The 25,387-nt window shown below is 72.4% G+C and carries 13 protein-coding genes; 8 read left to right on the forward strand and 5 right to left on the reverse strand.

The window, feature by feature from the left end; all coding sequences use genetic code 11:
• Positions 1-96: 96 nt before the first annotated feature.
• The gene (locus ACYU96_RS02260) at positions 97-591 is read right to left on the reverse strand and encodes a hypothetical protein (protein WP_460748713.1); all 495 of its coding nucleotides are present in this window, start codon (positions 589-591) and stop codon (positions 97-99) included.
• 292 nt (positions 592-883) lie between these two features.
• Here ACYU96_RS02260 and ACYU96_RS02265 point away from each other — a divergent pair, with 292 nt between their 5' ends.
• Positions 884-1,378, forward strand: coding sequence for an acyl-CoA thioesterase (locus ACYU96_RS02265; RefSeq protein ID WP_460748714.1), 495 nt, complete (start codon positions 884-886; stop codon positions 1,376-1,378).
• Positions 1,379-1,487: 109 nt separating this feature from the next.
• Here the strand turns inward: ACYU96_RS02265 and ACYU96_RS02270 are convergent, their stop codons facing one another.
• The 3 genes from ACYU96_RS02270 to ACYU96_RS02280 form a co-directional block, all read right to left on the reverse strand.
• On the reverse strand, positions 1,488-4,826 hold the full coding sequence (locus ACYU96_RS02270; protein WP_460748716.1) for a S41 family peptidase: 3,339 nt from the start codon (positions 4,824-4,826) through the stop codon (positions 1,488-1,490).
• Between the two features lie 119 nt (positions 4,827-4,945).
• Positions 4,946-5,896, reverse strand: coding sequence for an acyl-CoA thioesterase (locus ACYU96_RS02275; RefSeq protein ID WP_460748718.1), 951 nt, complete (start codon positions 5,894-5,896; stop codon positions 4,946-4,948).
• 3 nt (positions 5,897-5,899) lie between these two features.
• Positions 5,900-6,277 (reverse strand): globin, encoded by a 378-nt coding sequence (locus ACYU96_RS02280; RefSeq protein WP_460748719.1) that lies wholly within the window; start codon positions 6,275-6,277, stop codon positions 5,900-5,902.
• A 187-nt stretch (positions 6,278-6,464) separates the two neighbouring features.
• On the opposite strand from ACYU96_RS02280, the gene ACYU96_RS02285 reads away from it, so the two are divergent.
• The 4 genes from ACYU96_RS02285 (at position 6,465) to malQ (ending at position 12,731) form a co-directional block, all read left to right on the forward strand.
• Positions 6,465-6,698: a glucose PTS transporter subunit EIIB gene (locus ACYU96_RS02285; protein WP_460748720.1), complete on the forward strand. Its 234-nt coding sequence runs from the start codon at positions 6,465-6,467 to the stop codon at positions 6,696-6,698.
• Between the two features lie 176 nt (positions 6,699-6,874).
• Positions 6,875-7,891: a mechanosensitive ion channel family protein gene (locus ACYU96_RS02290; protein WP_460748722.1), complete on the forward strand. Its 1,017-nt coding sequence runs from the start codon at positions 6,875-6,877 to the stop codon at positions 7,889-7,891.
• Positions 7,892-8,214: 323 nt separating this feature from the next.
• The gene (locus tag ACYU96_RS02295; RefSeq protein WP_460748723.1) at positions 8,215-10,095 is read left to right on the forward strand and encodes a hypothetical protein; all 1,881 of its coding nucleotides are present in this window, start codon (positions 8,215-8,217) and stop codon (positions 10,093-10,095) included.
• 338 nt (positions 10,096-10,433) lie between these two features.
• Positions 10,434-12,731 (forward strand): 4-alpha-glucanotransferase, encoded by a 2,298-nt coding sequence (malQ, locus tag ACYU96_RS02300; RefSeq protein WP_460748725.1) that lies wholly within the window; start codon positions 10,434-10,436, stop codon positions 12,729-12,731.
• Positions 12,732-12,803: 72 nt separating this feature from the next.
• Here malQ and pepN read toward each other — a convergent pair whose 3' ends face one another.
• A complete protein-coding gene (pepN, locus tag ACYU96_RS02305) occupies positions 12,804-15,371 on the reverse strand; it encodes an aminopeptidase N (protein ID WP_460748727.1) in 2,568 nt (855 codons plus the stop codon).
• Positions 15,372-15,677: 306 nt separating this feature from the next.
• On the opposite strand from pepN, the gene ACYU96_RS02310 reads away from it, so the two are divergent.
• From ACYU96_RS02310 to ACYU96_RS02320, 3 genes are all read left to right on the forward strand, one after another.
• On the forward strand, positions 15,678-16,730 hold the full coding sequence (locus ACYU96_RS02310; protein ID WP_460748729.1) for a hypothetical protein: 1,053 nt from the start codon (positions 15,678-15,680) through the stop codon (positions 16,728-16,730).
• 249 nt (positions 16,731-16,979) lie between these two features.
• Positions 16,980-20,252 (forward strand): GH92 family glycosyl hydrolase, encoded by a 3,273-nt coding sequence (locus ACYU96_RS02315; protein WP_460748731.1) that lies wholly within the window; start codon positions 16,980-16,982, stop codon positions 20,250-20,252.
• Between the two features lie 23 nt (positions 20,253-20,275).
• Positions 20,276-25,225: a GH92 family glycosyl hydrolase gene (locus ACYU96_RS02320; RefSeq protein WP_460748732.1), complete on the forward strand. Its 4,950-nt coding sequence runs from the start codon at positions 20,276-20,278 to the stop codon at positions 25,223-25,225.
• Positions 25,226-25,387 lie beyond the last annotated feature (162 nt).

Here is a 25,387-nt window from a genome sequence, read left to right on the forward strand (position 1 = left end):
GCGGCGGGCCGAGCAGGGCGGGCCGAGCGCGGCGGGCCGAGCGGCGCGAAGCTGGGCGCGGTCGGGCCGAGCGCGATGGGCGGTTCGCGGCGTCGGCTACTCCTCCTCGTCGGCGGGGAGGCCCAGCGCCTCGCGGATGGAGTCCGCGGCGTCCGCGGCGTCGACCTCCATCGCCTGGTCGACGTGCTTCATGACCTCCTGGGTGGTGCCTGCCGAGGAGGCCTGCTCCCAGTGCGCCGCGGCCTGCTCCGCCGCGTCGGCGAGCGCGGTGGCGTCGCCGGCCATCTCCTCGGGCCAGGCCGACGCGCGCAGCCCTGCGGACTCGGCCTGCAGCGCGGCGCCGACGGCCGCCGCGAGGCCGCTCTGCTCCTCGAGCGGCGCCTGGTCGTTCACCGCCGCCTCGAACTGCTCCAGCACGCCGTCGTACGGGGCAGTGATCTGGAGGTACTGCTCGCCCGCCGCCTCCTTCGTGAGCGTCTCCTCGGGCGCCTCGACGACGGCGTCGGCCGTGCCCGGTCCGGTGGACGGGAGCGAGCAGCCGGTCAGGGACAGGGCAGCGGCCAGGGCGACGACCGCGGCTGTGCGGCGCATGGTTCCTCCAGGGGTTCTTCGCGTGCGAGCGGTCACGAACTCTAGCTGCGACGTCGTCTCGCGGGGAGCCTCCGGGCGGCAGCGAAACGATTAAGAGATCGCACGGGTAGGGACGACGGCGAGGTAGGGGTGAGTGCTCAGGTAGGCGCCAGGGGGCACTCCCCACGCCCCTACGTGGACACTCACCCCTACCTCGCCGTCATCCCTGCCCCCTACCCGTGCGATCTCCAAGGGGGTGCGGGGTGCCTGCCGACGGTGACCCCCGCTGGCCGCGATGGGTGAGGATGAGCGCATGCGTCTGCACATCCCCATCTCCCTGCGCTGGTCCGACCTCGACGCGTATCAGCACGTCAACAACGTCGAGATGCTCGACCTGCTCCAGGAGGCCCGCATCGAGGCCTTCTGGCGGCACGAGGACGTCGTCGACCCGCTACCGACCGCCGTCGTCGACTCCGGGCCGTCGGCGACGACGCACACGTTCGTCGCGCACCAGGAGATCGAGTACCTGCGCCCGCTGGAGTACACGCGGCGCCCGGTGCTGGTGGAGATGTGGTTCGGCAAGTTCGGCGGGGCGTCGATCGAGGTCTGCTACGCCGTGCACGAGGGCGGCGCGACCCCTGCTTCCGCCGGCTCGGGCGAGGCCCTGCGGACCGCTCCCTACGCCCGCGCCTCGACCACCCTGGTGCTCGTCGCCGCGGCCACGGGCAAGCCCCGCCGCCTCACGCCCGAGGAACGCGCGGCCTGGGAGCCCTATCTCGATGACCCGGTGAAGTTCCGGCGGCGGTGACGCCCGGCGGTCCGCAACCGAGCGGCGCGAGGTCGGGGGTGTGCTTCCTGGCGCAGGTCAGGCGTGCTCGCGCCTCCGAGGGAGGCGCGAGCACTGAACGGACTTCGTCTCACCTCCGCCGCACGCGCGGCTCCGGGATCGGCGGCGGCGTCGCCGCCGGATGCTCCTCCAGGCTGCGGAACGCGTGGGCGATTGCGGCATCGAGCTGCTTGTCGGTGCTGCTGAGGTGGTCCGCCGGGCTGTGCCACACCTCGATGTCCGGGTCGACGCCGTAGTTCTCGACGTCCCAGCCGGGTCCCTCCAGCCAGAACGCATAGCGCGGCTGAGTGATGCCCGTCCCGTCGACGAGGTTGAAGCGTCCGTCGATGCCGACCACGCCGCCCCAGGTGCGGACGCCGACCACGGTCCCGGCGCCCAGGGCCTGGATGGCGGCGTTGACGATGTCGCCGTCCGACCCGGCGTTCTCGTTCGTCACGAGCACCACCGGCCCGCGCGGCGCGTTGTCCGGGTAGGGCGCCGGGCGCTCGACGTGCCGGACCCGGGCCCAGCCGACGATCCTGCGCGCCAGGCGGGAGACCACGAGCTGCGAGGTGTGCCCGCCGCTGTTGTAGCGCACGTCCACGATCATGCCCTCGCACCGGGTGGCCTCGCCCAGGTCGCGGAACAGCTGCGCCCAGCCGTTGCTCATCATGTCCGGGACGTGCACGTACCCCAGCCGGCCGCCGGACTTCTCCGCCACGTAGTCCCGGCGGGAGGCCACCCAGCCCTGGTAGCGCAGTGCGGACTCGTCGGCCACGGGCACGACCACGACGCGGCGGTCGGCGTCCGCCCCGGCTCGCCGCAGCGTGAGCTCCACGGGCCGGTTCGCCGCTCCGACCAGGTTCGCCGCCGGCCCGGTTGCCGGGTCGACCGGCTTCCCGTCGACGGCGACGACCGTGTCGCCGGGCCGCGCGTCCACGCCTGCGGCTCGGAGGGGCGAGCGCGCTTCCGGGTCCGAGGACTCGCCGGGCAGGATCCGGTCGATCCGCCAGCCGTCGTCCGAGCGGGAGAGGTCCGCGCCCAGGAAGCCCAGACGGCGTGAGCGGCGGCCCGGCGAGCGCGAGGGGGCCACGTAGGCGTGCGAGGTGTTCAGCTCCCCGACCGTCTCCCAGAGCACGTCGGTGAACTCCTCGTAGGTGGCGACGCGGTCGATCAGGGGGCGCCAGCGCGTCACCACGGCGTCCCAGTCGACGCCGTTCATGTCCGCGCGCCAGTAGTGGTCGCGCATGATGCGCGCGTTCTCGTCGAACATCTGGCGCCACTGCGTCCGCGGCTCGACCTCGTGCCGCAGCCGCGAGAGGTCGATCTCGACGCTGCCCCCGGGCCCGGATCCGTCGCCGGGCTTTGCCGTGGCGGGCTGGGTGCTCAGCCCGTTCGCGGAGCGGACCACGACCCGGCTGCCGTCACCCGAGACGGCGTAGCCGTCGACCCCGTCGGCGACATCGGTGACCTTGCGCTCCTCGAAGGACCAGAACTGCAGGGAGTTCTCGTCCTCGTCGTCGACCCCGGCGCTGCGCGTGCCCAGCACGCCCGCGTCGTCGGTCTCCCGGATCCACAGCAGCCCGCCCTTGGCAGCCCGCAGGCCGCGATACCGGCCCGAGGTGACCGGGAAGGGCACGATCCGCTCCTCGGCGCCGTCCAGGTCGATGTCGGGGCAGGTCACGGCGTCGTGGTCCGGCTTGTCGCCCTTGCTGGACTCGCCGTGCGCAGCGTCTTCGCCCTTCTCGCCGTCCTTCGCGTCCCCGTCCTTCCCGCTGCCGGGCTTGCTCAGCCGCCAGCCCTCGACGCTCGGACCGAACGGCGCGGGCTCGGTGGCGCTCAGCGGGATCAGCCAGGGCCGTGTCGCCGCGCCGAACGACAGTGCGAACTCGTGCGCGTCGTAGGCGGGGTCGAACGTGCGGTTCGAGAGGAAGGCGAGGTGCTTGCCGTCGGCGGTGAACGCCGGCGACCAGTCGTGGAACTTCCCGGACGTTGCCGGCCGCCCCACCGGCTCGTTGTCGCGCAGGTCCGCGACCATCAGCTGATGGTTGTCGTCCCTCCTGGACGTCGGGCAGCTCCATGCCAGGTACCGTCCGTCCGGGGAGAACACCGGCCCCCACGCCTCTCCGGTGGCCGACCGCCCCAGCTCGCGGATCGCGGACGACGCCGGCTCGCCCGGCGCGGGCACCGCGACCCGGCTGATCCTGCCGTCGTGCGAGATCACCGCGACCTCGGAGCCGTCGGGGCTCGCCGCGAGGTGCAGCACCCGGCCGAGCTCGCCGCCGGCGAACCGCACGGGCGCGGCCGAGCCGTCGATCGTGTGCACCTCGAGCGCGTCCTCGCCGTCCGCATCGGTGACGACGACGGCGCGACCCGTGTCGCCGAGCACGTCCGGCTCCCGGACCCGCACGGCCGCGTCGGCGACCAGCGCCCGCACGGGCCCGGCCCGGTGCGTCACCCAGAACGCGGTCCCGAGCGCGCCGACGAGGCTCGCGTCACCGCCCGCGTCCACCGCGAGGCCGTCGATCCGCGCCGGGAACGCGTCGTACGGCCGGGGCGCGGCACCCGTGAGCGTGACGTCGACGCGGCGCGGCGTCGCGTCCAGGGCATCGAGGAGCCACAGGTCGCCGCGGCTGTGCCAGATGATCCGCCGCCCGTCCGTCGCGGCGTCGCGGACGTATCCCTGCTCCGCCGTCTGGAACGTGACCTGGCGCGGCGCGGACGGCGTCGTGCCCTGCCCCGGTGCACCGGCCGCCAGGCCGTCCCAGGCCCAGAGGTTCGCCTGCTCGTCCGCCTGGTCCGGGAACGTCGCGGCGCGGTCCGACGTGAACAGCAGCGTGTCGCCCAGCCACATCGGGTCCAGGGCGGCGGCCTGCTCGTCCGGCAGCGCCTGCTCCCACGTGCCCGCGCCCGTCCTGTCGACCCACAGCCGCGACGCGGTCCCGCCGCGATACCGCTTCCAGTGCACGGCAGGGCGGTAGCCCGCCGACACGATCGCCGTGACGCCGCTCCCGTGGACGGCCACGCCCCAGGCCGTGCCGTACCGCAGCCGCTCGATCGTCCCGTCGAGCGCGACGGCGTGCACCACCGTGAGCCCGCGGTCCTGCTCGGCCGCGTCCGTCGCGACCAGCAGGCGGTCGTCGTCGTCCCAGCCGAGCAGGAGCGTCCGCAGGCCGCCGAACCAGGTGAGGCGGCGCGACGCCCCGCCGTCCGTGCTCACCACGTACACCTCGGGGTGCCCGTCGCGGTGCGAGACGTAGGCGACCCGGGAGCCGTCGCGGGCGAACCGCGGGGTCGAGCACGGGACGTGATCGCTGGTCAGGCGCCAGGCGCGGCCGCCGTCCAGGGGTGCGAGCCACACGTCGTCGTCGGCGACGAACGTGACGAGGTCATCGTGGATGTGCGGGTACCGGAGGTAGGGGCGAGGCATGCGCACAACGTACTCAGGGACACCGACACGGTCACGGAATGTCCGCTCGCGGCGTAGGGAGCCCCGGGAGCCACCGGTGTCGGGCAGGCCCTCGCCCCCTGGCGGCGCGGACCGCCGACTCACTCCGCCGGCAGGCGCATCATGCCTTCCTGGCCCATCGACGCCACGAGCGTGCCGTCCGTGCGGTAGACGCGGGCATGGCCCAGCGCCCGCCCGCCCTGGGCCGACGCCGCGCCCTGGACGTACAGCAGCCACTCGTCCACCCGGACGTCGCGGTGCCACCACATCGCGTGGTCGAGGCTGGCCAGCGGTACCTTCCCGCCACCGACCTCCTGCCACGACCTGCCGGCCGCCCGCAGCGCGGGCTCGAGCATGAGCTGGTCGCACGCGAACGCCAGCAGCGCCCGGTGCAGCATCTGGTCGTCGCTCGCGACCGGGCGGCGCGCCCGCATCCACACGAGCTGCGTGTGCGGTGCCTCGCCGGCCTCGGCAGACGGGTCCCGCTGCAGGTACACCGAACCGCCCACGTATCGGAGCTCGAACGCGGCCTGCTCCGTCCAGAACGCCCGCGCCCGGTCACCCGCGTCCCGGACCTCCTCGAGCGCCGAGGGGACGTCCTCGGGGGCGGGGACGTCGCCGGGCATCGGCGTGGTGAGCTCGAACCCGGGCTGGTCCTCCTGGAACGACGCGATCATCGACAGGATCGGCTTGCCGAACTGCATCGCGTGCGTGCGCCGCGCGCTGAACGAGCGCCCGTCGCGCAGCCGCTCCACGGCGAACCCGATCGGCACGTCCAGGGACCCCTCGCGCAGGAAGTAGCCGTGCAGCGAGTGGATGAGCCGGCCCTCCGGCACGGTGCGCGCCGCCGAGAGGATCGCCTGCGCCAGCACCTGCCCGCCGTAGGCCCGTGTCGCGGGCCCGGCCACGCTGTCCCCCTCGAACACGTCGTCCTCGCCGCGGGGGCCGGGGCCCTCCAGGGAGCGCAGGTCCAGCACGTCCAGCAGCCGGGTCAGCGGGTCGGTGGCAGGGTCGTCCGACGGCGGTCCCGCCGTCCCGGGAGTCTCGATCACGGTTCAGTCCTCGAAGGTGTTGATCATGGAGAAGGCAGCTCGTTCGAGATAGTCCCACAGCTGCGCCTCGTGGAGCGGCGAGAGCTCCAGCGCGTCCACGGCGGCGCGCATGTGCTTCAGCCAGCGGTCCCGGGCGTCCGGGTTGACCTTGAACGGCACGTGCCGCATCCGCAGCCGGGGGTGCCCGCGCTGCTCGGAATAGGTGGACGGCCCGCCCCAGTACTGCTCCAGGAACATCGTGAGACGCTCCCGGGCCGGGCCCAGGTCCTCCTCCGGGTACATGGGGCGCAGCACCGGGTCCTCGGCGACGCCTTCGTAGAAGGTGTCGACCAGCCTCTCGAACGTCTCGTGCCCGCCGACCTGCTCGTAGAACGACTTCACCTCGTCATCCTCGCATCCGTCCGTGCCGCGCAGGGGACGGGGAGCAGCCTGTGCCTGTGAGCCTGGTGACAGTCCGGTCCCTTGATCGCGAGGGCACGCGCGCGCTTCTCGTACCGCTGGCTCGCCGCCCCGGATAGGGTGGGGCGAGGACCGGCAACGACGCACGGGTTTGGGAGTGGTGATTCATTTGTCCAAGGCGAACGACATCCTGGTAGCACTCGGCGGCGACACGAACGTCGTCGAGCTCGAGCCGTGCATCACGCGCTTGCGCGTCGAGGTGAGCGATCCCGGCCTGGTGGACGAGCGGGGGCTGAAGTCCTCCGGCGCGTTCGGCGTGGTCCGGTCGGGGCGCGTGGTCCAGGTGATCGTCGGCCCGGAGGCCGACGACCTCGCCGCGGAGCTGGACGGCCTGCGGGCCTGACGGACCGGTCGTGACCGGGGCGCGCTCCGCGGGCGTGGCCCCGGCGACCGGGCGCGTGGCTGCCGTCACAGGCGCGTGATCCGTTCACGAACGCGCTGTGAAGGTCGCGGGGCGGTGCGCTCCGGAGGCCCCTGGGCTTGGCTCCGGGACGCCTCGAACCACTAGCGTGAGTCACCGTGATCGACCAACTTGCCACCGCCCTCTTCGACGGTGCCGAAGGGTTCTGGGCGTGGTTCGTCCAGGAACCGCTCAGCATCATCATCATTCTCGCCGTCGGGATCGCCGCTCTCGTCGTGGTGCGCCGCATCGTCACCCACCTCACCGAGCGCATCGCCCTCGGCGCGACCCGGGAGCAGGAGCGCGTCGCGAAGGAGGCCGTGGCCGCCGCCGCGGGCGAGGCCCGCAAGAAGAGCCACCGGCGGAAGATCAAGCTCTCGCCGCAGGTGCTGGGGGAGGCGATCTCCGGCGTCAGCGGACGTGCGGCCGACCGCCGTGCCCAGCGGGCCCGCACCGTGGGCTCCGTCCTGAACTCCAGCGCCAACATCATCATCGGCACGGTCGTCGTGCTGTCGGTCCTCGACACGGTGGGTGCCCCGGTGCAGGGCTTCATCGCGGGGGCGGGCGTCATCGGCGTCGCCCTCGGTTTCGGGGCCCAGAGCCTCGTCAAGGACTTCCTGAGCGGCCTGTTCCTGCTCATCGAGGACCAGTTCGGCGTCGGCGACTACGTGGACCTGGACGGCGTCGTGACCGGCACGGTCGAGGCGATGGGGCTGCGCCTCACGCAGGTGCGCAACTTCGACGGCACGCTCTGGTACGTGCGCAACGGCGAGATCCTGCGGGCCGGAAACAGCACGCAGGAGTGGAGCCGTGCGGTGGCGCCCGTCCTCGTCCCCGTGGGGAGCGACGTCGAGGCGGTACGGGCCGCGCTCGGCCGGGCGGTGGACCGGGTCCAGGACGACTCGGATACCTCGTCTGCCCTGCTGGAGGCTCCGTCGGTGCGCGGCGTCGACAGCGTGGACGCGTTCACGCTCACCTTCACGCTGCACGCGCAGGTGCGGCCGGGTGAGCAGTGGCCGGTCGCCCGCGCGCTGCGCGCCGCGGCCCAGGAGGAGCTGCTGCGCGAGGGGATCGTCGTGCAGAGCACGCCGGGCGGTGCCGTGGCCGACGCCGCCGCCCCCGACGCCGAGGCCTGACGCCGGACAGTTGTCGCCCGATCCAGTCCGGCGGCCCGGGCGCATCGGATCGCTCGAGGCGCCGATGATGTCGCTCCTGGCCCCGTGACGGCGCAGTCGGGACCATGGGCGGGTGTCTCCGATCGGCAGTCGCCGCATTGATGTTCTTGAACTGCAGCTCCACCCCCGAGTGTGATCCCCGGGCGTCGGCCGGCCCCATAGAATCCCAAGTCCGGCCAGCGTGGGCTCGTCACACAGGGGGATAAGTGCTTGGGTACAGGTCGATCTTTACCGCGGCTGGTGTCCGGGACGGGCATCCGCTTGTTCCTACGCTCCAGGCTCAGGTGCACTCGTGGCTCCGGCACAAGAGGTATGCGGCGGATCTGGTCCAGCCGGGTACTGTCACGGAGGTCTCTCGGGGAGTCGAAGCGACTCTTACCATCGACCAACCGGACTCGTCGGCGACGTCGTGTCTCTTCGTTCTCCGTGAGAGCAAGCCGGAGGGCGTGTGGATCACTCGTCTTCTCGCGCACGATCCTGGCGTTGAACGGCGAGACTCCTGGGTGTGGTTAGACGTCGATGCGCCGTCGGACGAGCAGCGAAGTGATCGACGTGTCCGGTGGACAGCACCACCACGCCTGGTACGTGACGTGCTCGAAGTCGTCGACGCTCGCGACGGCGGTGCTGCGATCAGCCCTGAGCCGCAGATCGTCACGGCGCCCGACGTCGACGCGCTGGTAGACGCGGTACGTGACGGACGGCGTCGGGGCCCGATATTCGTTGCGGGCTCGGATCAGACGCTACCGGTCTCCCGGTGGAGAGCACTTGTAGCTGACTACCTTCGACAGTCGACGGGACTGGCTGCGGGTTACGTGCTGGACGGGGACGCGACCGTGGAGTTCGCTCGTCGGGTCGGCGCGACTCACGCCGTTGCCCCAGGAACGTTGCGGACCTTCGTGGCAGATGCAGCACCCGGAGATGCGCTCGACGGCCGACGACATCCCGTTCTGACGACGTCTCGAATCCTGCGTGACTCGACGCATCGTCTCGGGAGATTTCTCGGCGGACGAGTTCGGGACATGACGCTGACGGCGCCCGTGCCACAAGCCTTGGCGCGAGTGGAGACGAGGCTTCTCCGCCAGGTGGACCGCGACGTCCTCGCGTTGGTCGAGCGTGAGACCCCCGCACGCATCACGCCCGTCAGCAGCAAGCCCGGCCCGGACACGATCCACCTGCATGATGGTCTCGTTCAGAAGGGCATGGGTGCCACGGCGACAACGGCTGCTCCGGCGTCGGCCCCGTCGGAACCTGAGCCGGTCTCGGCCGAGACGCCGGTTGAGGAAGTAGCGGAAGCGACACCGTCGGACCGCAGTTCCGACCCGCTCGTGCTTGGTGCGCTGAGCACTGTGGTGTCGGATGTGCTCGGGCTCGACCGAGTGACCCCGCGCGCTGTTCACCGGCTCGCCGAGATGGTGAAGTCCGCGGCCACTGCCAGGTCGACCTGGAACTCGCTCGTGAAGCGGAAGTCGGCACAGTTCGAGGAGTCACAGCAGTACGTCACGGACCTTCGCGAGCAGCTCGCGGACACATCGCGTCGCCTCGAAGACGAGCAGGCGGAGCATGCCGAGACCCAGGAAGCGCTCACGATGCACGAGCGCGACCTCAAGGTGGTGAGGCTTCGGTTGCAAGCGGCGGGGAACGGTGAACTGGCGTGGGCTGAACCTGCCGGAGCCGAGGTCGGGAGTTCACCTCCTGACTCGTTCGATGACCTCGTAGCACGGTTGGGAGAGTTAGAGCATGTCGAGTGGACGGGCGACGACACGATCGCGATCGGGCTGGACACGCATGATCCGCTCGGGCGCTGGTCGAAGAAGTCATGGAACGCGCTACTCGCTCTCGACGACTACGCGCGGCTCCGGCTGAGCGGAGAGATCGAAGGCTCGGTGGACAAGTACCTCCAGAACACGCCGGCTGGTCGTTCCGGCTACTCGGCGACACGTCACGCACGCGATGAGAGCGACGGTGTCAAGACCACAGCGAAGTTCAGCGAGCCTCGCATGCTGCACGGCCCCGGAGATGCCCTCGTTTTCATGGGCGCGCACTTCAAGATCGCCAACTCCGGGACGATCTCACCACGTATGCACTACTACGATGCCCTGTCGACCGAACAGCGGATCTACGTCGGCTACCTGGGTCCGCACCTACCCAGCGGGAAGACGAACTAAGAGATCACGCGGGTGGGGGACGACGGCGAAGTAGGGGCGAGTGCTCACGTAGGGGCGTGGGGAGCGCCCCCTGGCGCCTACCTGAGCACTCGCCCCTACTTCGCCGTCGTCCCCCACCCGCGCGACTAAGCTGCCGAATCGTCGCGGCCCCGGTCGGCGACCGGGCCCCTAGCCGTGCAGAGCTGCGGAGTCTCGGGCGAGTCGGAGTAGCACGTCCAGGAGTCGTGCACCGATTTGGTGGTCTGCTCGCTCGGGCCGACGGCCGAAACGGCGCCCGAACCGGGCCACGCGCGCCCGGTTGCGCTCGTGCGCACCGTATCGATGGCAGGATCTTTCCTGTGAGCCACGAGGAGACGACCCGCACCCCGACCGGTGTCGACGGCCCGGAGCGCCCCGATCGCACGGCGCTGCCCGCACTGCCGGAGGACCTCGCCGAGCTCGCGGACCTCTGCGGCGTGCAGACCGTGTTCGCCGACGCCGCCGGCACGACCCGCCGCGTGAGTCCGTCGACGCTGGTGTCCGTGCTGGACGCCCTCGGGGTGCCCGCTGCGACGCCGGCGGCGATCGCCGAGTCCGTGGCCCGCGAACGCCACGAGGAGTGGCGCGAGATGCTGCCGCCCGCGGTCGTCGTCCGCCAGGGCACGGAGACCCGGGTCCCGGTGCACGTCACCGACGGCGCGAGCGTGTCCTGCTGGGTCGAGCCCGAGCCGGTCGAGTCGGCGGTCTCGCCCGGTGCCACCCCCTGGCGCGTCGCCCCGCCGAGCGGGGCCGTCCGGCGCGTCACGCCGTCGTCCGGCGGGACGGGGGCCGGCGAGGACGTGCGGCCCGCGGCCACCCGCCACCTCCAGCAGGCCGACGACGTGGCCGAGCCGCGGACCGTGGACTCGCGCAAGGTGGGCCGGGCGACGTTCGTCGTCCCCGCCGACCTGCCGCTGGGCTGGCACACGCTGCACGCCGAGTCCGAAGGGACGACGGCGACGACCACGCTCGTCGTCACTCCGGACCGCCTGGAGGCGCCCGCCCTCGCGGACAAGCAGGTCTGGGGCTTCGGGGCACACCTCTTCGCGGTGCGCTCGCGCGACTCCTGGGGTGTCGGTGACCTGGCCGACCTGGCCGACCTGGCCTGGCTCACCTCGAACAACGCGGGGGCCGACTTCATCGCTCCGGGCCCGCTGCACGCCGCCGAGCCGACGGCGCCGATCACGGCCAGCCCGTACCGGCCGACGTCGCGCCGGTTCCTGTCGCCGCTGTACATCCGCATCGAGGACATCCGCGAGACCGCCTACCTGTCGGCGGCGGACCGTTCCCTGGTCGAGTGGGCCGGCGAGCCGGTGCGCGACCTGTCGAACGACGCCGCGCCGATCGACCGCGACGCGGTCTGGGACGCCAAGAAGTCGGCCCTGGAGGTCGTGTTCACCGCGGCCCGGTCCGCCGCGCGGCAGACGGCGTTCGACGAGTTCGTGCTGGAGCAGGGACGCGGCCTGGTCGACTTCGCCACCTGGTGCGCCATCGCGGAGCACCTCGGCGAGCAGGAGTGGCCGCCGGACCTGCTGGACCCGACGACGACCGCGGTGGCGACGCTGCGCGGCTCGCTCCAGGACCGCGTCGAGTTCTACTGCTGGCTGCAGTGGGTCGCCGACGAGCAGCTGCGCCGCGCGCACCGTGTCGGGGTCGAGTCCGGCATGCGCGTCGGGATCGTCAAGGAGCTGGCCTCGGGCGTGCACCCGGAGGGCGCCGACGTCTGGGCGCAGCCGCGGCTGCTGGCGCGCGGGGTGCTGATGGGCGTGCCGCCGTCGTCGGCCGTGGGCGCCGAGGGACGCAACCGGGGGCTGCCGCCGTGGCACCCGCGCGAGCTCGCGCGGGCAGGGTACGTGCCGTACCGCGACATGCTCCGCACCGCGCTGCGGCACTGCGGCGCGGTGCGCGTCGGGCACGTCGAGGACCTGTTCCGCTCCTGGTGGATCCCGGGCGGGTCGCGGGCGACCGCGGGCGCCTACGTGACGTACGACCACGAGGCGCTGGTCGGGATCCTGTGCCTGGAGGCGCACCGCGCCGGCGTCCCGGTGATCGCCGACGACGGCCTCGTCGACCCCGGCGTACATGACTACCTGGCGGGACGCGGGATCCTGGGCGCCGACGTGCTGCTCGCGGACGAGGCGGGCACCGGTGCGCTCGTCGCCCCGGAGGACTTCCGGCCCGGCGGGCTCGCGGCGTCGACGCCGCCGGACCTGCCGCCGACCGCGAGCTGCCTCGCCGGCGAGCACATCGACCTGGCCGAGCGCCTCGGGCTCCTCACCGACGACGCGCAGGTGGTCCGCGCACACGCGCGGTCCCGCCGGGACGAGGTGATGACGGCGCTGTCCCGGATGGGGATGACGACGTTCGACCCGTCCGAGCGGGAGCTCGTGGAGGGGCTGTACCGCTACCTGCGGGACACCCCGGCGGCGCTCGTGGCCGTGGACCTCGCCGACGCGGTCGGGGAGCGGCGCACGCAGGCGCAGTTCGGTGCGGGCGACGCCTACCCGAGCTGGCGGGTCCCGCTGGCGGACGGCTCGGGCACGCTCGTCATGCTGGAGGACCTGTTCGACTCGGCCCGTCTCCGTTCCCTCGTGGGGGTCCTCAACGAGGAGAGCTGACGCCGGTCCGGAGCACCGACGTCAGCTCTCCTTCGTGCGGGGCAGGGTCCTCGCGGCCTGCCTCCGGGCGCCCTACGCCGCGTCGGCCGCCTGTGCCTTCAGCGCGCGCTCCGTGCCCGCCAGGCCCTCCACCACGAGCCGGCGCAGCGCCGGGGCCGCGTCCTCGTGGTCCGCCAGCCAGGCCGCGACCGCGTCCCGGAGCTCCGCCGAGGCGAGCGGCGCCGGGTAGAAGCCCTCGATGATCTCCTCGGCGATGTGGTACGTCCGCTCCTCCCACACGCGCAGCACCGCGTCGAGGTACGGCCCCATCACGGGTGCCAGCACGGACGCGTCGTTGACGTGCACGAACCCGCGCCCCGTGTTCCGGATGATCGCGTTCGGCGCGTCGGCGTCGCCCACCACCGACTCCAGCGCCGCCAGCTTGGCCTCCGTGGTCCCCACCGTCGCACGCGCCCGGGCCGCGGACTGCCGGCCGGTGGCGGTGTCGTCGTCGGCCAGCGTCGCCGCGATCTCCGCCTCGCCCGCCGCGCCGTTCAGCACGAGGCCTTCGAGCAGCTCCCAGCGCAGGTCGGTGTCGATCTCCAGCCCGTCGAGCGTCACCGACCCGTCCAGCAGGCCTTCCAGCAGCGCTACGTGCTCCGGCGTCGAGGCCAGGTGAGCGAAGAACTTCACCAGCTGGAACTGCAGGTCGGACCCCGCCCCGGCGCCACGTGCCAGCTCGGCGAGCCGGTCCCCGGCCCGGACCAGCACGGCCGGTCGCGCGTCCGGGGCCACGTACTCCCGTACCGCCAGGACGAGCTGGTTCAGCGTGGTCCGCACCGTCGTCGACTCGGTCTCGGCCGCGATGTTCCCCAGCACCAGGTCGACGTACGCCCTCGCCGGGGTCTCGCCGTCACGCACCGCGTCCCACGCCGACCCCCACACCAGGGACCGTGCCAGGGGGTCGGTGATCTGCGAGAGGTGCTGGACCGCGACGGCCAGGGACTCGTCGTCCAGCCGGATCTTGGCGTACGCCAGGTCGTCGTCGTTCAGCAGCACCAGCGCCGGGCGGTCGAGCTCGCACAGCTCCATGACGTCGGTGCGCTCGCCGTCGACATCGACCTCCGCGCGGTGCACGCGCTCCAGCTTCCCGTCCTGGGTCAGCGAGTAGAACCCGATCCCGAGGCGGTGCGGTCGCAGCGTCGACCACTCGACGGGCGCCGACTGCTCCACGACGAACGACGTGATGCGCCCGTGCGCGTCCGCCTCCACGTGCGGTCGCAGCGTGTTCACGCCCGCCGTGCCGAGCCACTTCGCCGACCATCCGGCCAGGTCCCGTCCGGACGTCGCCTCCAGCTCCATGAGCAGGTCCGGCAGCTCGGTGTTGCCCCACGCGTGCTTGCGGAAGTACGCGGACACGCCCGCGACGAACGCGTCCCGCCCCACCCACGCCACGAGCTGCTTCAGCACCGACGCGCCCTTGGCGTACGTGATGCCGTCGAAGTTGACCTGCACGTCCTCCAGGTCACGGATCTCCGCCACGATCGGGTGCGTCGAGGGGAGCTGGTCCTGCCGGTAGGCCCATGCCTTCTCCATGGCCGCGAACGTGGTCCAGGCCGCGTCGTACTCGGTCGCCTCGGCCGTCGCGAGCGTCGAGATGTACTCCGCGAACGACTCGTTCAGCCACAGGTCGTTCCACCACTTCATGGTGACCAGGTCGCCGAACCACATGTGCGCCAGCTCGTGCAGGATCGTCACGACGCGGCGCTCCCGCACGGCGTCCGTCACCTTCGACCGGAACACGTAGGACTCGGTGAACGTGATGCAGCCCGCGTTCTCCATCGCGCCCATGTTGTACTCGGGCACGAAGAGCTGGTCGTACTTCGTGAACGGGTACGGCACGCCGAAGAGGTTCTCGTAGAACTCGAACCCCTTGCGGGTGGTCTCGAAGATGTAGTCCGCGTCGAAGTGCTCGCTCAGCGACTTGCGGCAGAATGCGCCGAGCGCGATCTCCCGGCCGTCCACGGAGGTGAGCGAGCTGCGCTCCACCGCGTACGGGCCGGCGACGAGCGCCGTGATGTACGACGAGATGCGCGGTGTGGGAGCGAACGTCCACGTCGCGGCCCGCACGGCCGTGTCGGTCGCGTGCGTGGCCGCCGCGGGCTCCGGCGTCGGCTCGTTCGACACGACCTCCCAGTACTCGGGCGCCGTCACCGTGAACTGGTACGTCGCCTTGAGGTCCGGCTGCTCGAAGACCGCGAAGACCCGGCGCGAGTCCGGGACCTCGAACTGCGTGTACAGGTAGACCTCGCCGTCCACCGGGTCCACGAAGCGGTGCAGGCCCTCGCCCGTGTTCGTGTAGGCGCAGTCCGCGACGACGGTCAGCTCGTTGTCCGCGGCGAGCCCTTCCAGGGCGATCCGGGAGTCGGCGAACACGGTGGCGGGATCCAGCTCGCGACCGTTCAGGACGACCGACTTCACCGTCGGCGCCACGAGGTCGATGAACGTGGCCGCATCCGGCGTGGCGGTGAAGCGCACTGTCGTGGCGGACGTGAAGGTGGTCGGTCCGGTGGTCAGATCCAGGTCGATGGCGTACGAGTCGACGGTGACGACGCCGGCACGCTCGACGGCCTCGGCGCGGGTGAGGTTCTCTCCGGGCACGGGCCCTCCAGTCTTGTCGGGGCGCTCCCGCGCCCGGTGATTCAGCGATTTCCGGTTCGATCATGCCACTCCGCAGGCCGGACCACGACAAGGTTTGCCGGGCCGCCACGCAGGGTGGACCGTCTGGACGGCGCCCGTTCGCGGCCCGTTCAGCGTCGTGCCCGCCGGTGTCCTGTCCCGAGGATGTGGTGTGAGGGGGGACACGGCGTCAGGGGCCCGTGACCGTTACGGTCATGGACGGTACGCGGCGATATCCTCGCTTCGTCGTATGATCCAAGGTCGATCGTGACCGAGAGAAGGAGCCGCATGTCCGGAACCGTGCCCCCACCGCCGCCCCCCGAGGGGTGGGACGACGAGGGCGCCGCCGGGGCCGACCCCGCCTCGACCGCCGTCACGCCGGCGGCCCCGGGGCAGGGCCCGCAGCGGGTGTCGGCGGCGACGCGTATGCCGCCGGCGATCTCGCCGACGTCGCAGTTCTCCGACGCGGTGACGCCCGCGCCGGCGCCCCCGGTGCAGCAGCCGGGGTACGCCGCGGCGCAGGCGTACCCGCAGCAGGCGCCCTACGGCCAGCAGGGCTACCCGCAGCAGGGCCACGCCCCGGCCGGCTACCCCCAGCAGGGTTATCCCCAGCAGGGCTACCAGCAGCCCGGTTATCCCCAGCAGGGCTACCAGGGCCCGCCGCAGCCGGGCTACGACCCGCAGGGCTACCAGGGCCAGCCGCAGCCCGGCTACGCGCCCCCTGGTCCCCCGCAGCCGGGGTACCCGCCGCAGCAGGGGGAGCCCGGCCGCCGGAAGCTGAGCCCGGGCTGGGTCGCCTTCATCGCGCTGGACGTCGTCCTCGTGGTCGCGGCGATCGTGTTCGCGGTGAACCTGTTCTCGGACAGCGGCGAGCAGGACCCGAGCGCCGGCTCCAGCCAAGAGGCCCAGGCGCCGGCATCGGCGGGCGGGGACCAGGATCAGGAGTCCGACTCCGGCCCGAAGTACGCGGCAGGTCTCGACCTGGGCGCCGCGGGGGCGAAGGTCTTCGCGGCGCCGTCGGGGAACATCACCTGCACCGTCACCCAGCAGGCCGCGAAGTGCGGCATCGTGGAGCTCACCAACCCGCCCGCGCCCGACGGGTGCGACGGCGGCGTCCAGGGCCACATCGTGGCCCTCGACCAGTCCGGGAAGCTCACGATCCCGTGCGTGGCCGGTGCGGACAAGCCGGTCGCGGCGTCCGGCCTGAAGGTCCTGGACTACGACAAGGAGCAGAAGGCGCACGGCTTCACCTGCGTGAGCCGTGACACGGGCATGTCGTGCACGCACGACGCGAGCGGATCGACGTTCACGGTGGCCCGGGCGGGCATCGACCAGTCCTGACCCGGGCGTCACCACACCGGCGCACGGCACCGGCCGGGTCCGCAGTCCTGGACCCGGCCGCTGCCGACGCGGCCGCTGCCGTGCGGCCGGCGACGCCGGCTCCGGGGCCGTCCTGCGTGCCTCGGCCGTCGTCCGTCCTTCCTCGATCTTGCTGTTGACAGCGTTGTCACGGCGCTGCGAGTGTGTGTCCGTGCCGCCGCCGTGGACGGTGCGTCCCTCGACGTCGTGGGAGATACGAAGGAGTGACCGATGAAGGTCCCTGGATTCCGATCGGGCGGTACCGCCGCCGTCGTCCTGGCACTGCTTGCCTCCGGAGCGTCCGTCGTGCCCGCCGCGGCCGACGGCGGCGCGCCCGGCGCCCCGCCCGCGCCGGTGGTCACCGACGGCGACCCGCTCACCGACCACGTCAACCCGTTCATCGGCACCCAGGACGACGGGAACACCTACCCCGGCGCCGCCGTGCCGTTCGGCATGGTGCAGTTCTCGCCGGACACCGGGCACTACGCGGGCTACGACTACGACGCGGACCACGTCCGCGGCTTCTCCCTCGTGCACCTGTCGGGCGTGGGCTGCGGCCTGGGCGGCACCCTCCCCGTCCTCCCCACCACGGGCGACGTCACCAGCACGAACAACGCCGACTACGCGCTCGCCCACTCGCACGACGACGAGGAGGCCGAGCCCGGCTACTACCGGGTCGGCCTGGACACGGCGGACGGCACCGTGGACGCCGAGCTCTCCGCGACGACGCGGACCGCCGTCCAGCGCTACACGTTCCCCGCCACCGAGCAGGCGAACGTCCTGCTCAACACGGGCCAGGCGCTCAACACCGTCGACCGGTCCGCCGTCCGGGTCGTCGACGACCGCACCGTCGAGACCGAGATCACCGTCAGCGGCTTCTGCAAGGACACCGAGCCGCAGACGATCTACACCACCACGACGTTCGACCGCCCGTTCGACGCCCACGGCACGTGGGAGGGTGACGACGTCACGGTCGGCTCCGGCGAGTCCGCGGGCGTCGGGCGCCGCGGCGCCTACGTCACGTTCGACACCACCGGCGGCGACACCGCCGTCGAGGCCGTCACCGCGATGAGCTACGTCGGCCCCGACGGCGCCCGCCGCAACCTCGACGCGGAGCGGGCGACGTTCGACGACGCCCGCGCCGCCGCCTCCGCCGCGTGGCAGGAGCGGCTGGCCACCGTCCGGGTCGGCGAGGGCGCCGAGGAGGACCTGCGCACCTTCTACTCGTCGCTGTACCGCAGCTTCCTGGCGCCGAACGTGGCCTCCGACGCCGACGGCCGCTACCGCGGCTGGGACCAGGAGGTGCACGGCCCCGAGAGCGGCTTCACCTACTACCAGAACTTCTCGCTCTGGGACACGTACCGCACGCAGCAGCAGCTCCTGTACCTCCTGGCCCCCGCAGAGTCGGCGGACATGGCGCTGTCCGTGGTGCGGCAGGGCCAGCAGGGCGGCTGGCTCCCGCGCTGGGGCTACGGCGCCGTCGAGACCAACGTCATGACGGGCGACCCGGTGACACCGTTCCTGGTCAGCGCGTGGAGCCAGGGGCTGCTGGACGGCCACGAGGCGGAGGCCTACGAGCTTCTGCGGCAGAACGCGGACGAGGTGCCGGCGCCGGACACGCCGTTCAACGGCCGCGCCGCGAACCCGGAGTACATCGCGGACGGCTTCGTGCCGTACGAGCCCGGCAACGAGGGCAAGCCGGGCGACCACGACTTCCACCACGGCGGCTCCGCGACGCTCGAGTACGCGCTCGCCGACGCGATGCTCTCCACGATGGCGGCCGGTCTCGGGCACGACGACGACGCGGCGCGCTACGCCGCGCGGGGGCAGAGCTACCGCAACATCTTCGACGGCAGCACGGGCGCGTTCCGCTCCCGGGACGCGAACGGCATCTTCGTGGGCGACCCCGACCCGGCGCAGTCGGAGGGCTTCCACGAGGGCACTGCCGTGCAGTACCAGTGGCTCGTCCAGCAGGACGTGCCGGGTCTGTTCGACCTGCTCGGCGGCGCGGACGCGGCGGTCGAGGACCTCGACGCCTTCTTCGCCCACGACGAGCTCCTGGAGGACCCGGAGCGCGTCGCTCGCGAGGTGTGGGTCAACGGCACCTACGACTACTACGGCTGGGAGACCTACAACCCGAACAACGAGCCGAACCTGCACGCGCCGTACCTGTACCTGTGGGCCGGCGAGCCGTGGAAGACGACGGACGTCGTGCGCGCGGCGTCGACGCTGTTCACCGACGGGCCGCACGGCGTGACCGGCAACGACGACCTGGGCACGATGTCGGCGTGGCACGTGCTGTCCTCCCTCGGGATCTACCCGGTCGTGCCGGGCGCGGACCTGTGGGGACTGTCGACGCCGCGGTTCGGCGACGTGCGGATCGCGCTCGACGAGGAGGTCTTCGGCACCGGCGAGCTGCACGTCACCGCGAGCGGCGTCACGGACGAGGACCGGTACACCCAGTCCGCCGCGCTCGGCGGGGAGCCGCTGGACCGTGCGTGGGTCACCGGCGGCGAGCTCGCCACGGCGAGGAGCCTCGACTTCACCGTCGGCGCCGCGCCGTCGGACTGGGCGACGTCGCCGGAGGCGTCGCCCGGCGCCGTGGCGCCCGGGGAGCACGCGACCACCGGTCTCGGCGTGGGGGTCGACCCGGCCCACCCGGTGGTCCGGCCGGGTGGCGCGACCGAGCTGCGGCTCGACGTCGTCGCCCAGACCCCCGGCCTGTCCTCCGGCACCGTGAAGGTGACGGCCCGGGGCCCGCTCGACGTCGACGTGGAGCCGGCCAGGTGGCGTGTGCGGTCCGACGGCCTGCCCGTGACCACCCGCGCGACCGTCGTCGTCCGGGCGGGCACGGACGTCCGGCCGGGCGAGTACCGCGTCAAGGTCAAGGTCACCGATCGCTCCGGGCAGCGCGTCCGGCGTGAGCTGCCCGTCGTCGTGGCCGCCGGGTCCTGGATCGCCGAGGCGTTCGACGGCGTGGGGATCGGCGACCCGGGTGCGGGCAACGCCGACCTCGACGGCGGCGGCGCCTACCTGCTGCGCGACCAGCTCGCCGACCTCGGCGCGGTCCAGGGCCTCGAGCTGACGGTGCCCGACACGGACCTCACCTACGTGCTCGGTGCTCCCGAGGCGGGGGAGCCGGACAACGTGGCGGCGTCGGGGGAGACGCTGGAGGTGCCGGAGTCCCTGTCCGGCACCACCCGGCTGGCCGTCGTCGGGACGAGCACGCACGGGACGCACGGCGGTGACCTCGTGCTGGGGTTCACCGACGGGACGACGGAGGTAGCCGACGTCGCGCTGGCGGACTGGTGCGGGGCACCCGCGACGGGCAACGCCGTCGTCGCGCGGCCGTCCCAGCGCGGGGACGGGACCACCGTCCAGGACGTCGGCTGCGGCCTGTTCGCCACCGCGCCGGTCGCGCTGCCGGAAGACAAGGAGCTGGCGAGCATCACGCTGCCCGACGACGAACGGATGCATGTCTTCGCCATCGCCACCGACGCCTGACCCCGCCCGATCCGAGGAGAGACATGTCCGCATCCATCCGCCGAGCGCTGCTCGCGGCCGGCCTGGCAGCAGCCCTGCCACTGACTCTGGTGGCGGCCCCGGCCGCGTCCGCTCCGCACGAGGGGAGACCGGGCGGGTCGGACCTGTCCCCGTTCGACGCCGTCGACCCGTTCATCGGCACCGAGCTCGACACGGGCGAGAACAAGTCCAACGACGCCTACGGCAACACCTTCCCGGGCGGCACCGTGCCGTTCGGGCTGGTCCAGAACAGCCCCACCACGTACCGCGAGGGCGGCAACGGCGAGAAGGGCGGCTACGAGTACACCGGCGACCGCCTGCGCGGGTTCGGCCTCACCCGCATCTCCGGCACCGGCTGCACGGGCGCCTACGGCGGCTTCGACGTCCCGATCCTGCCCTTCACCGGCGGCCTGTCCGACGACGGCGCCCTCCCGGCGGACCCGAGCACGTCGATCCGCGACTACTACCTGCCGTTCAGCCACGACGCCGAGCAGGCCGAGCCCGGCTACTACTCCGTCACCACCGACAACGGCGTCACCACGGAGCTCACCGCCACCACGCGGACCGCCGTGAGCCGCTTCGCGTTCCCCGACGACGACGGCGCCACCCTGCTCCTGGACGCCGCGGGCTCGAACAACGCGATCGAGGCCGCGGACCTCACCGTCGACGCCGCCACGCGGACCGTCAGCGGCACGGTCCGCGCCGGCTCGATGTGCAACCAGGGCACCTACTACGACCTGCACTTCTCCGCCGTCTTCGACAAGCGCTTCGTCGCCCACGGCACGTGGGACGACGGCGAGGTCACGCCCGGCGGCGACACGGCGGCGTCGGACCGCAAGCACGGCGCCGGCGCCTTCCTCACCTTCCGCCCGGGCGCGAAGGTCACCGCGAAGATCGGTATCAGCTACACCAGCGTCGAGAACGCCGGGCTCAACCGCACGGAGGAAGCCGGTCACCGCAAGAGCTTCCGGGCAGTGCGGGTGGCGGCGAAGCGCACCTGGCAGCGGGCGCTCGGCGCCGTCGACGTCGCCGGCGGCACCCGCGAGGCGCGCACCAAGCTCTACACGGCGCTCTACCACGCGCTGCACAACCCGAACGTGTTCGAGGACGTCAACGGCGAGTACATCGGGTACGACGGCGAGCCGCACACCATGGAGCGCGGCGAGCACCTGTACGTGAACTTCGCCGGCTGGGACCACTACCGGGGGCACACGCAGCTCATCGCCATGGTCTACCCGGAGGTGGCGAGCGACATCAACGCCTCGCTCGTGACGATGGCCGAGCAGACCGGCACCTGGTACGACGGCCCCACCTACAACCTGGTGCAGGCACGCATGGCGGCCGACTCGCTGCCCGTCGCCCTGGCCTCGGCCGACGACTTCGGCGCCCGGGACTACGACCGCGAGGGTGCGCTCGCCTCGCTGCTGGAGACGCAGTCCCTCCCGGGCGACGCGAGCACCCGGCCCGATGCCTACCAGTACATGGCGGCGGGCTTCGTGGAGAACCGCAAGTCCGGCTTCGCCACGGCGCGCACGCTCGAGTACTCGGTGGAGGACTTCGCGATCGCGCAGCTCGCCCGCCGCCTCGGCGACGACGGCTCGTACGACGCGTTCATGGCCCGCTCGCAGAGCTGGCAGAACGTCTTCGACCCGGTCACCCAGCACATCCGCCCCCGGGAGCGCACCGGCTTCGACCGGGGCTTCGACCTGCGCGTGCGGGACGACGCGTCAGGCCGGGGCCAGTTCAACCAGTCCACCGGCTACCAGTACGGCTGGATGGTGCCGCACAACATCGGGGCGGTCGTCGAGGCCCGCGGTGGCGCCGCGGCGTCCGAGGCCGCGCTCGACGTGCTCATGGAGGACCTCGACGCCGGCGCCTACACCAAGACCGGCAACTACCTGAGCAACGAGCCCTCGTTCAACAGCCCGTGGGTCTACAACTGGCTCGGCAAGCCGCACAAGACGACCGACGTCCTGTACCGGGCGGTCGGCGAGCTGTACGACACCACGCCCGCAGGCCTGCCCGGCAACGACGACCAGGGCGCCCTGTCCGCCTGGTACGTCTGGGCCAACCTCGGCATCTACCCGGCGATCTACGGCACCGCCGACCTGGTCGTCACCGCCCCGATGTTCGACCGCATCAGGATCGACGCCGTCGACAGCCGCCGCGACTACACGATCGTGGCCCCCGGCGTCTCGGCCGGGAAGCGCTACACGACCGGCCTGGCCGTGAACGGCGTCCGGCAGAGTGCCTCCTGGACGGACTCCTCGTTCGCGCGCCGCGGCGGCACGCTCCGGTTCACCATGGGCGACACCCCGGGCACGTGGGGCACCGGGGCGGACGACGTCCCGCCGTCGCACGACGAGGGCCGCGACGCCCGCAACAACGTCGGCACGACGCACGACGGCCGCGGGAACCGGGGGTCGATGGACCTGAGCGACTGGTCGTACTCGCGGGAGAGCCTCGCGGACGCGGGTGTCACGCCCGGCGGCGAGGTCCCGTTCGAGTCCGCCGGCATCACGTTCACCTGGCCGGACACGGCCGAGGGCGAGCCGGACAACTGGATCGTCGCCGGGCAGCGGGTCGACCTGGAGGACGCGCCGGCGCAAGCCGTCTCGTTCCTGGGCCTGGCCACGAACGGCCCGTCGCGCGGCACCGCGTACGTCGAGTACACGGACGGCTCGCGCCAGCCGGTCGAGACGGAGCTGACCGACTGGGCCGCCGGGCCCGGCGGCGGCAACACGACCCTGGTCGAGGTGTCGGGCCGCAACGGCCGGGACGGTGACTCGGGCAGCGGCACGTTCCGCGTGTTCGCGACCCGCCCCGCCCAGCTCGACGGGTCGAAGACGGTCGACGCCGTCGTCCTCCCGGAGCACACCGACCGCGGCATCATGCACGTGTTCGACGTCGCGACCACCACCGAGCCCTTCGTGGACCCGGACGCCCCGACCGGCGAGCCGCACCGCGTCGTGCTCACCGCGCCGCAGGATCCCTCGACGGCGCAGAACGTCACCTGGCGCACGGCGAGCCCGCTCCCGGTCGACGGCGTGGTGCAGCTCCGCGAGGCGTCCGACGACGGTGGGGGCGAGGTCCGCACCGTGGACGCCGTCGAGCAGCCCGAGCGGCAGATCGACGGCTACCCGGCGCGCAGCCACTCGGCGCCGCTCACCGACCTGACGCCCGGCACCGCCTACCGGTACCGGGTGGGCGACGAGCGCGGGGACCGGTGGAGCGGCTGGCACGAGTTCACCACCGCGAGCCCGGGCGCCGACCCGTTCACGTTCCTGTACTTCGGCGACGCCCAGGAGGGCATCGCGGACGAGTGGGCGAACACCGTGGACATGGCGCTGGACGCGCACCCGGGGTCGGAGGTGAGCCTCTACGCGGGCGACCTGGTGAACACGGCGACGAACCAGCTCGAGTGGTCGGACTGGTTCGACGCCAACGCCGAGCTGCGTACCCGCACGAACGTGCTCGCCGCGCTCGGCAACCACGAGATCGGCGGCCAGGCGCTGGCCGAGAACTTCCGGGACCACTTCGAGTACGCGCGCAACGGGCCCGTGCCGTCGGACGCGCGGGAGTACGCGGCGGACTACGGCGCACACCTCGCCGACGCGATGACCGACACCGTGTACCTCACGGACTACCAGGGGGTCCGGTTCGTCACGGTCAACGCGAACCGCGACGACATCTGCACCCTGATCCGGCCGCCGGGCCTGGCGGACTTCGACTGCGGCACGGGTCGCAGGGCGTGGATGACGATGCAGGCGACGTGGCTGGAGCGGGTGCTCGCGGAGAATCCCCTCGACTGGGCCGTGGTCACCACTCACCAGCCGGTGTTCTCCAACTCGGTCGACGGCAACGGCAACCCGCGCGACGAGGACGACTGGCGCCAGTACATCCTCCCCGTGCTGGAGACCAGCGACATCGACCTGGTGCTGCAGGGCCACGACCACACCTACGGCCGCGGGTACCACACGATGGACATCACCGAGACCGAGGGGGTCACCACCGGGCCGGTGTACGCGATCTCCAACGGCGGGCGCAAGCAGTACGCGCTGAACCGTGGCGAGTCCGTGTGGGAGGCCAACGGGGCGGTCGCGGTGAAGCAGGCCCAGGACGTGTCGGCCTACCAGGCCGTCCGGGTCGACGGCGACACGCTGCACTACGAGTCGGTCGCCACCTACGTGGTGCCCGGCGGTGAGTCGCCGGTCGGGGTGGGCGAGACGCTCGACGAGTTCACCATCACCAAGTACGACTCCGGGGCGAAGTGGGTCACCGAGCCCGGCGTCGAGATCCCGGACGAGTCCGTGCCGTCCGCGGCGTGGGGCCTGCCGTCGGACGAGCCGTTCGACCCGGCCACGTTCGGCGAGGTCGTGTTCGACGACGACTTCACCGGCGACCGGCTCGGCGAGTACACCGTCTCCGGGGACGACGGCGAACCCGCCGCCACGCTGGCCGTGGACACCGGGGCGGGCGTCCTGGAGGCGACGGCGGAGTCCCGCAGCTGGACCCACCTCGCCCTGCCCGCCACGGCGGGGGACCGGTTCGCGCTGGTCGTGGAGCCGGAGTCGTTCGCCGGGACGGGATCGGCGGAGGACTCGATGTTCCTCGGGATCACCGGCGGGCCGGGGAACCGGGCGCAGAGCTGGTACAACCACTCGCGCGGCAGCACCGGGATCGACGTGCTGGTGTACGGCGAGAGCCGGGGGCTGTCGGCCGGCGTCGGGCCGCTCGGCGTCGGGTGGGAGCCCGGTGACCGGCTGGCGACCGTCGTCGACCACGGCGAGCTGACCTCCTGGATCGAGCACGACGGCGAGTGGCGTGAGCTGCGCTCCGGGCTGCTGCCGCTGACGATGTCGCGGGAGGACGTCACGGGGTGGAACCCGACCGTCGGCCTCCGGCTCGACCCGGGCACCATCGCGCTGGACCGGGTGACCCTGCTGCGGGGTTGAGGACCCCGCGGTACGGCAGGAACGGCGAGAGCCCCGCACCGGTCGGTGCGGGGCGCTCGCCGTGCCCTCGGGCGGTTCCGTGCCGGGCGGGTCAGCCTTTGACGGAGCCGGACATGAGGCCGCCGATGAAGTATTTGCCGAGGAGGATGTAGACCAGGAGGG

Source organism: Myceligenerans cantabricum (assembly GCF_054777735.1).

What these genes read in the sequence shown, in the direction of transcription:
- ACYU96_RS02260 (WP_460748713.1), bottom strand. Translation starts at nt 591, where the DNA reads ATGCGCCGCACAGCCGCGGTCGTCGCCCTGGCCGCTGCCCTGTCCCTG.
- ACYU96_RS02265 (WP_460748714.1), top strand. Translation starts at nt 884, where the DNA reads ATGCGTCTGCACATCCCCATCTCCCTGCGCTGGTCCGACCTCGACGCG.
- ACYU96_RS02270 (WP_460748716.1), bottom strand. Translation starts at nt 4,826, where the DNA reads ATGCCTCGCCCCTACCTCCGGTACCCGCACATCCACGATGACCTCGTC.
- ACYU96_RS02310 (WP_460748729.1), top strand. Translation starts at nt 15,678, where the DNA reads ATGTCCGGAACCGTGCCCCCACCGCCGCCCCCCGAGGGGTGGGACGAC.
- ACYU96_RS02315 (WP_460748731.1), top strand. Translation starts at nt 16,980, where the DNA reads ATGAAGGTCCCTGGATTCCGATCGGGCGGTACCGCCGCCGTCGTCCTG.
- ACYU96_RS02320 (WP_460748732.1), top strand. Translation starts at nt 20,276, where the DNA reads ATGTCCGCATCCATCCGCCGAGCGCTGCTCGCGGCCGGCCTGGCAGCA.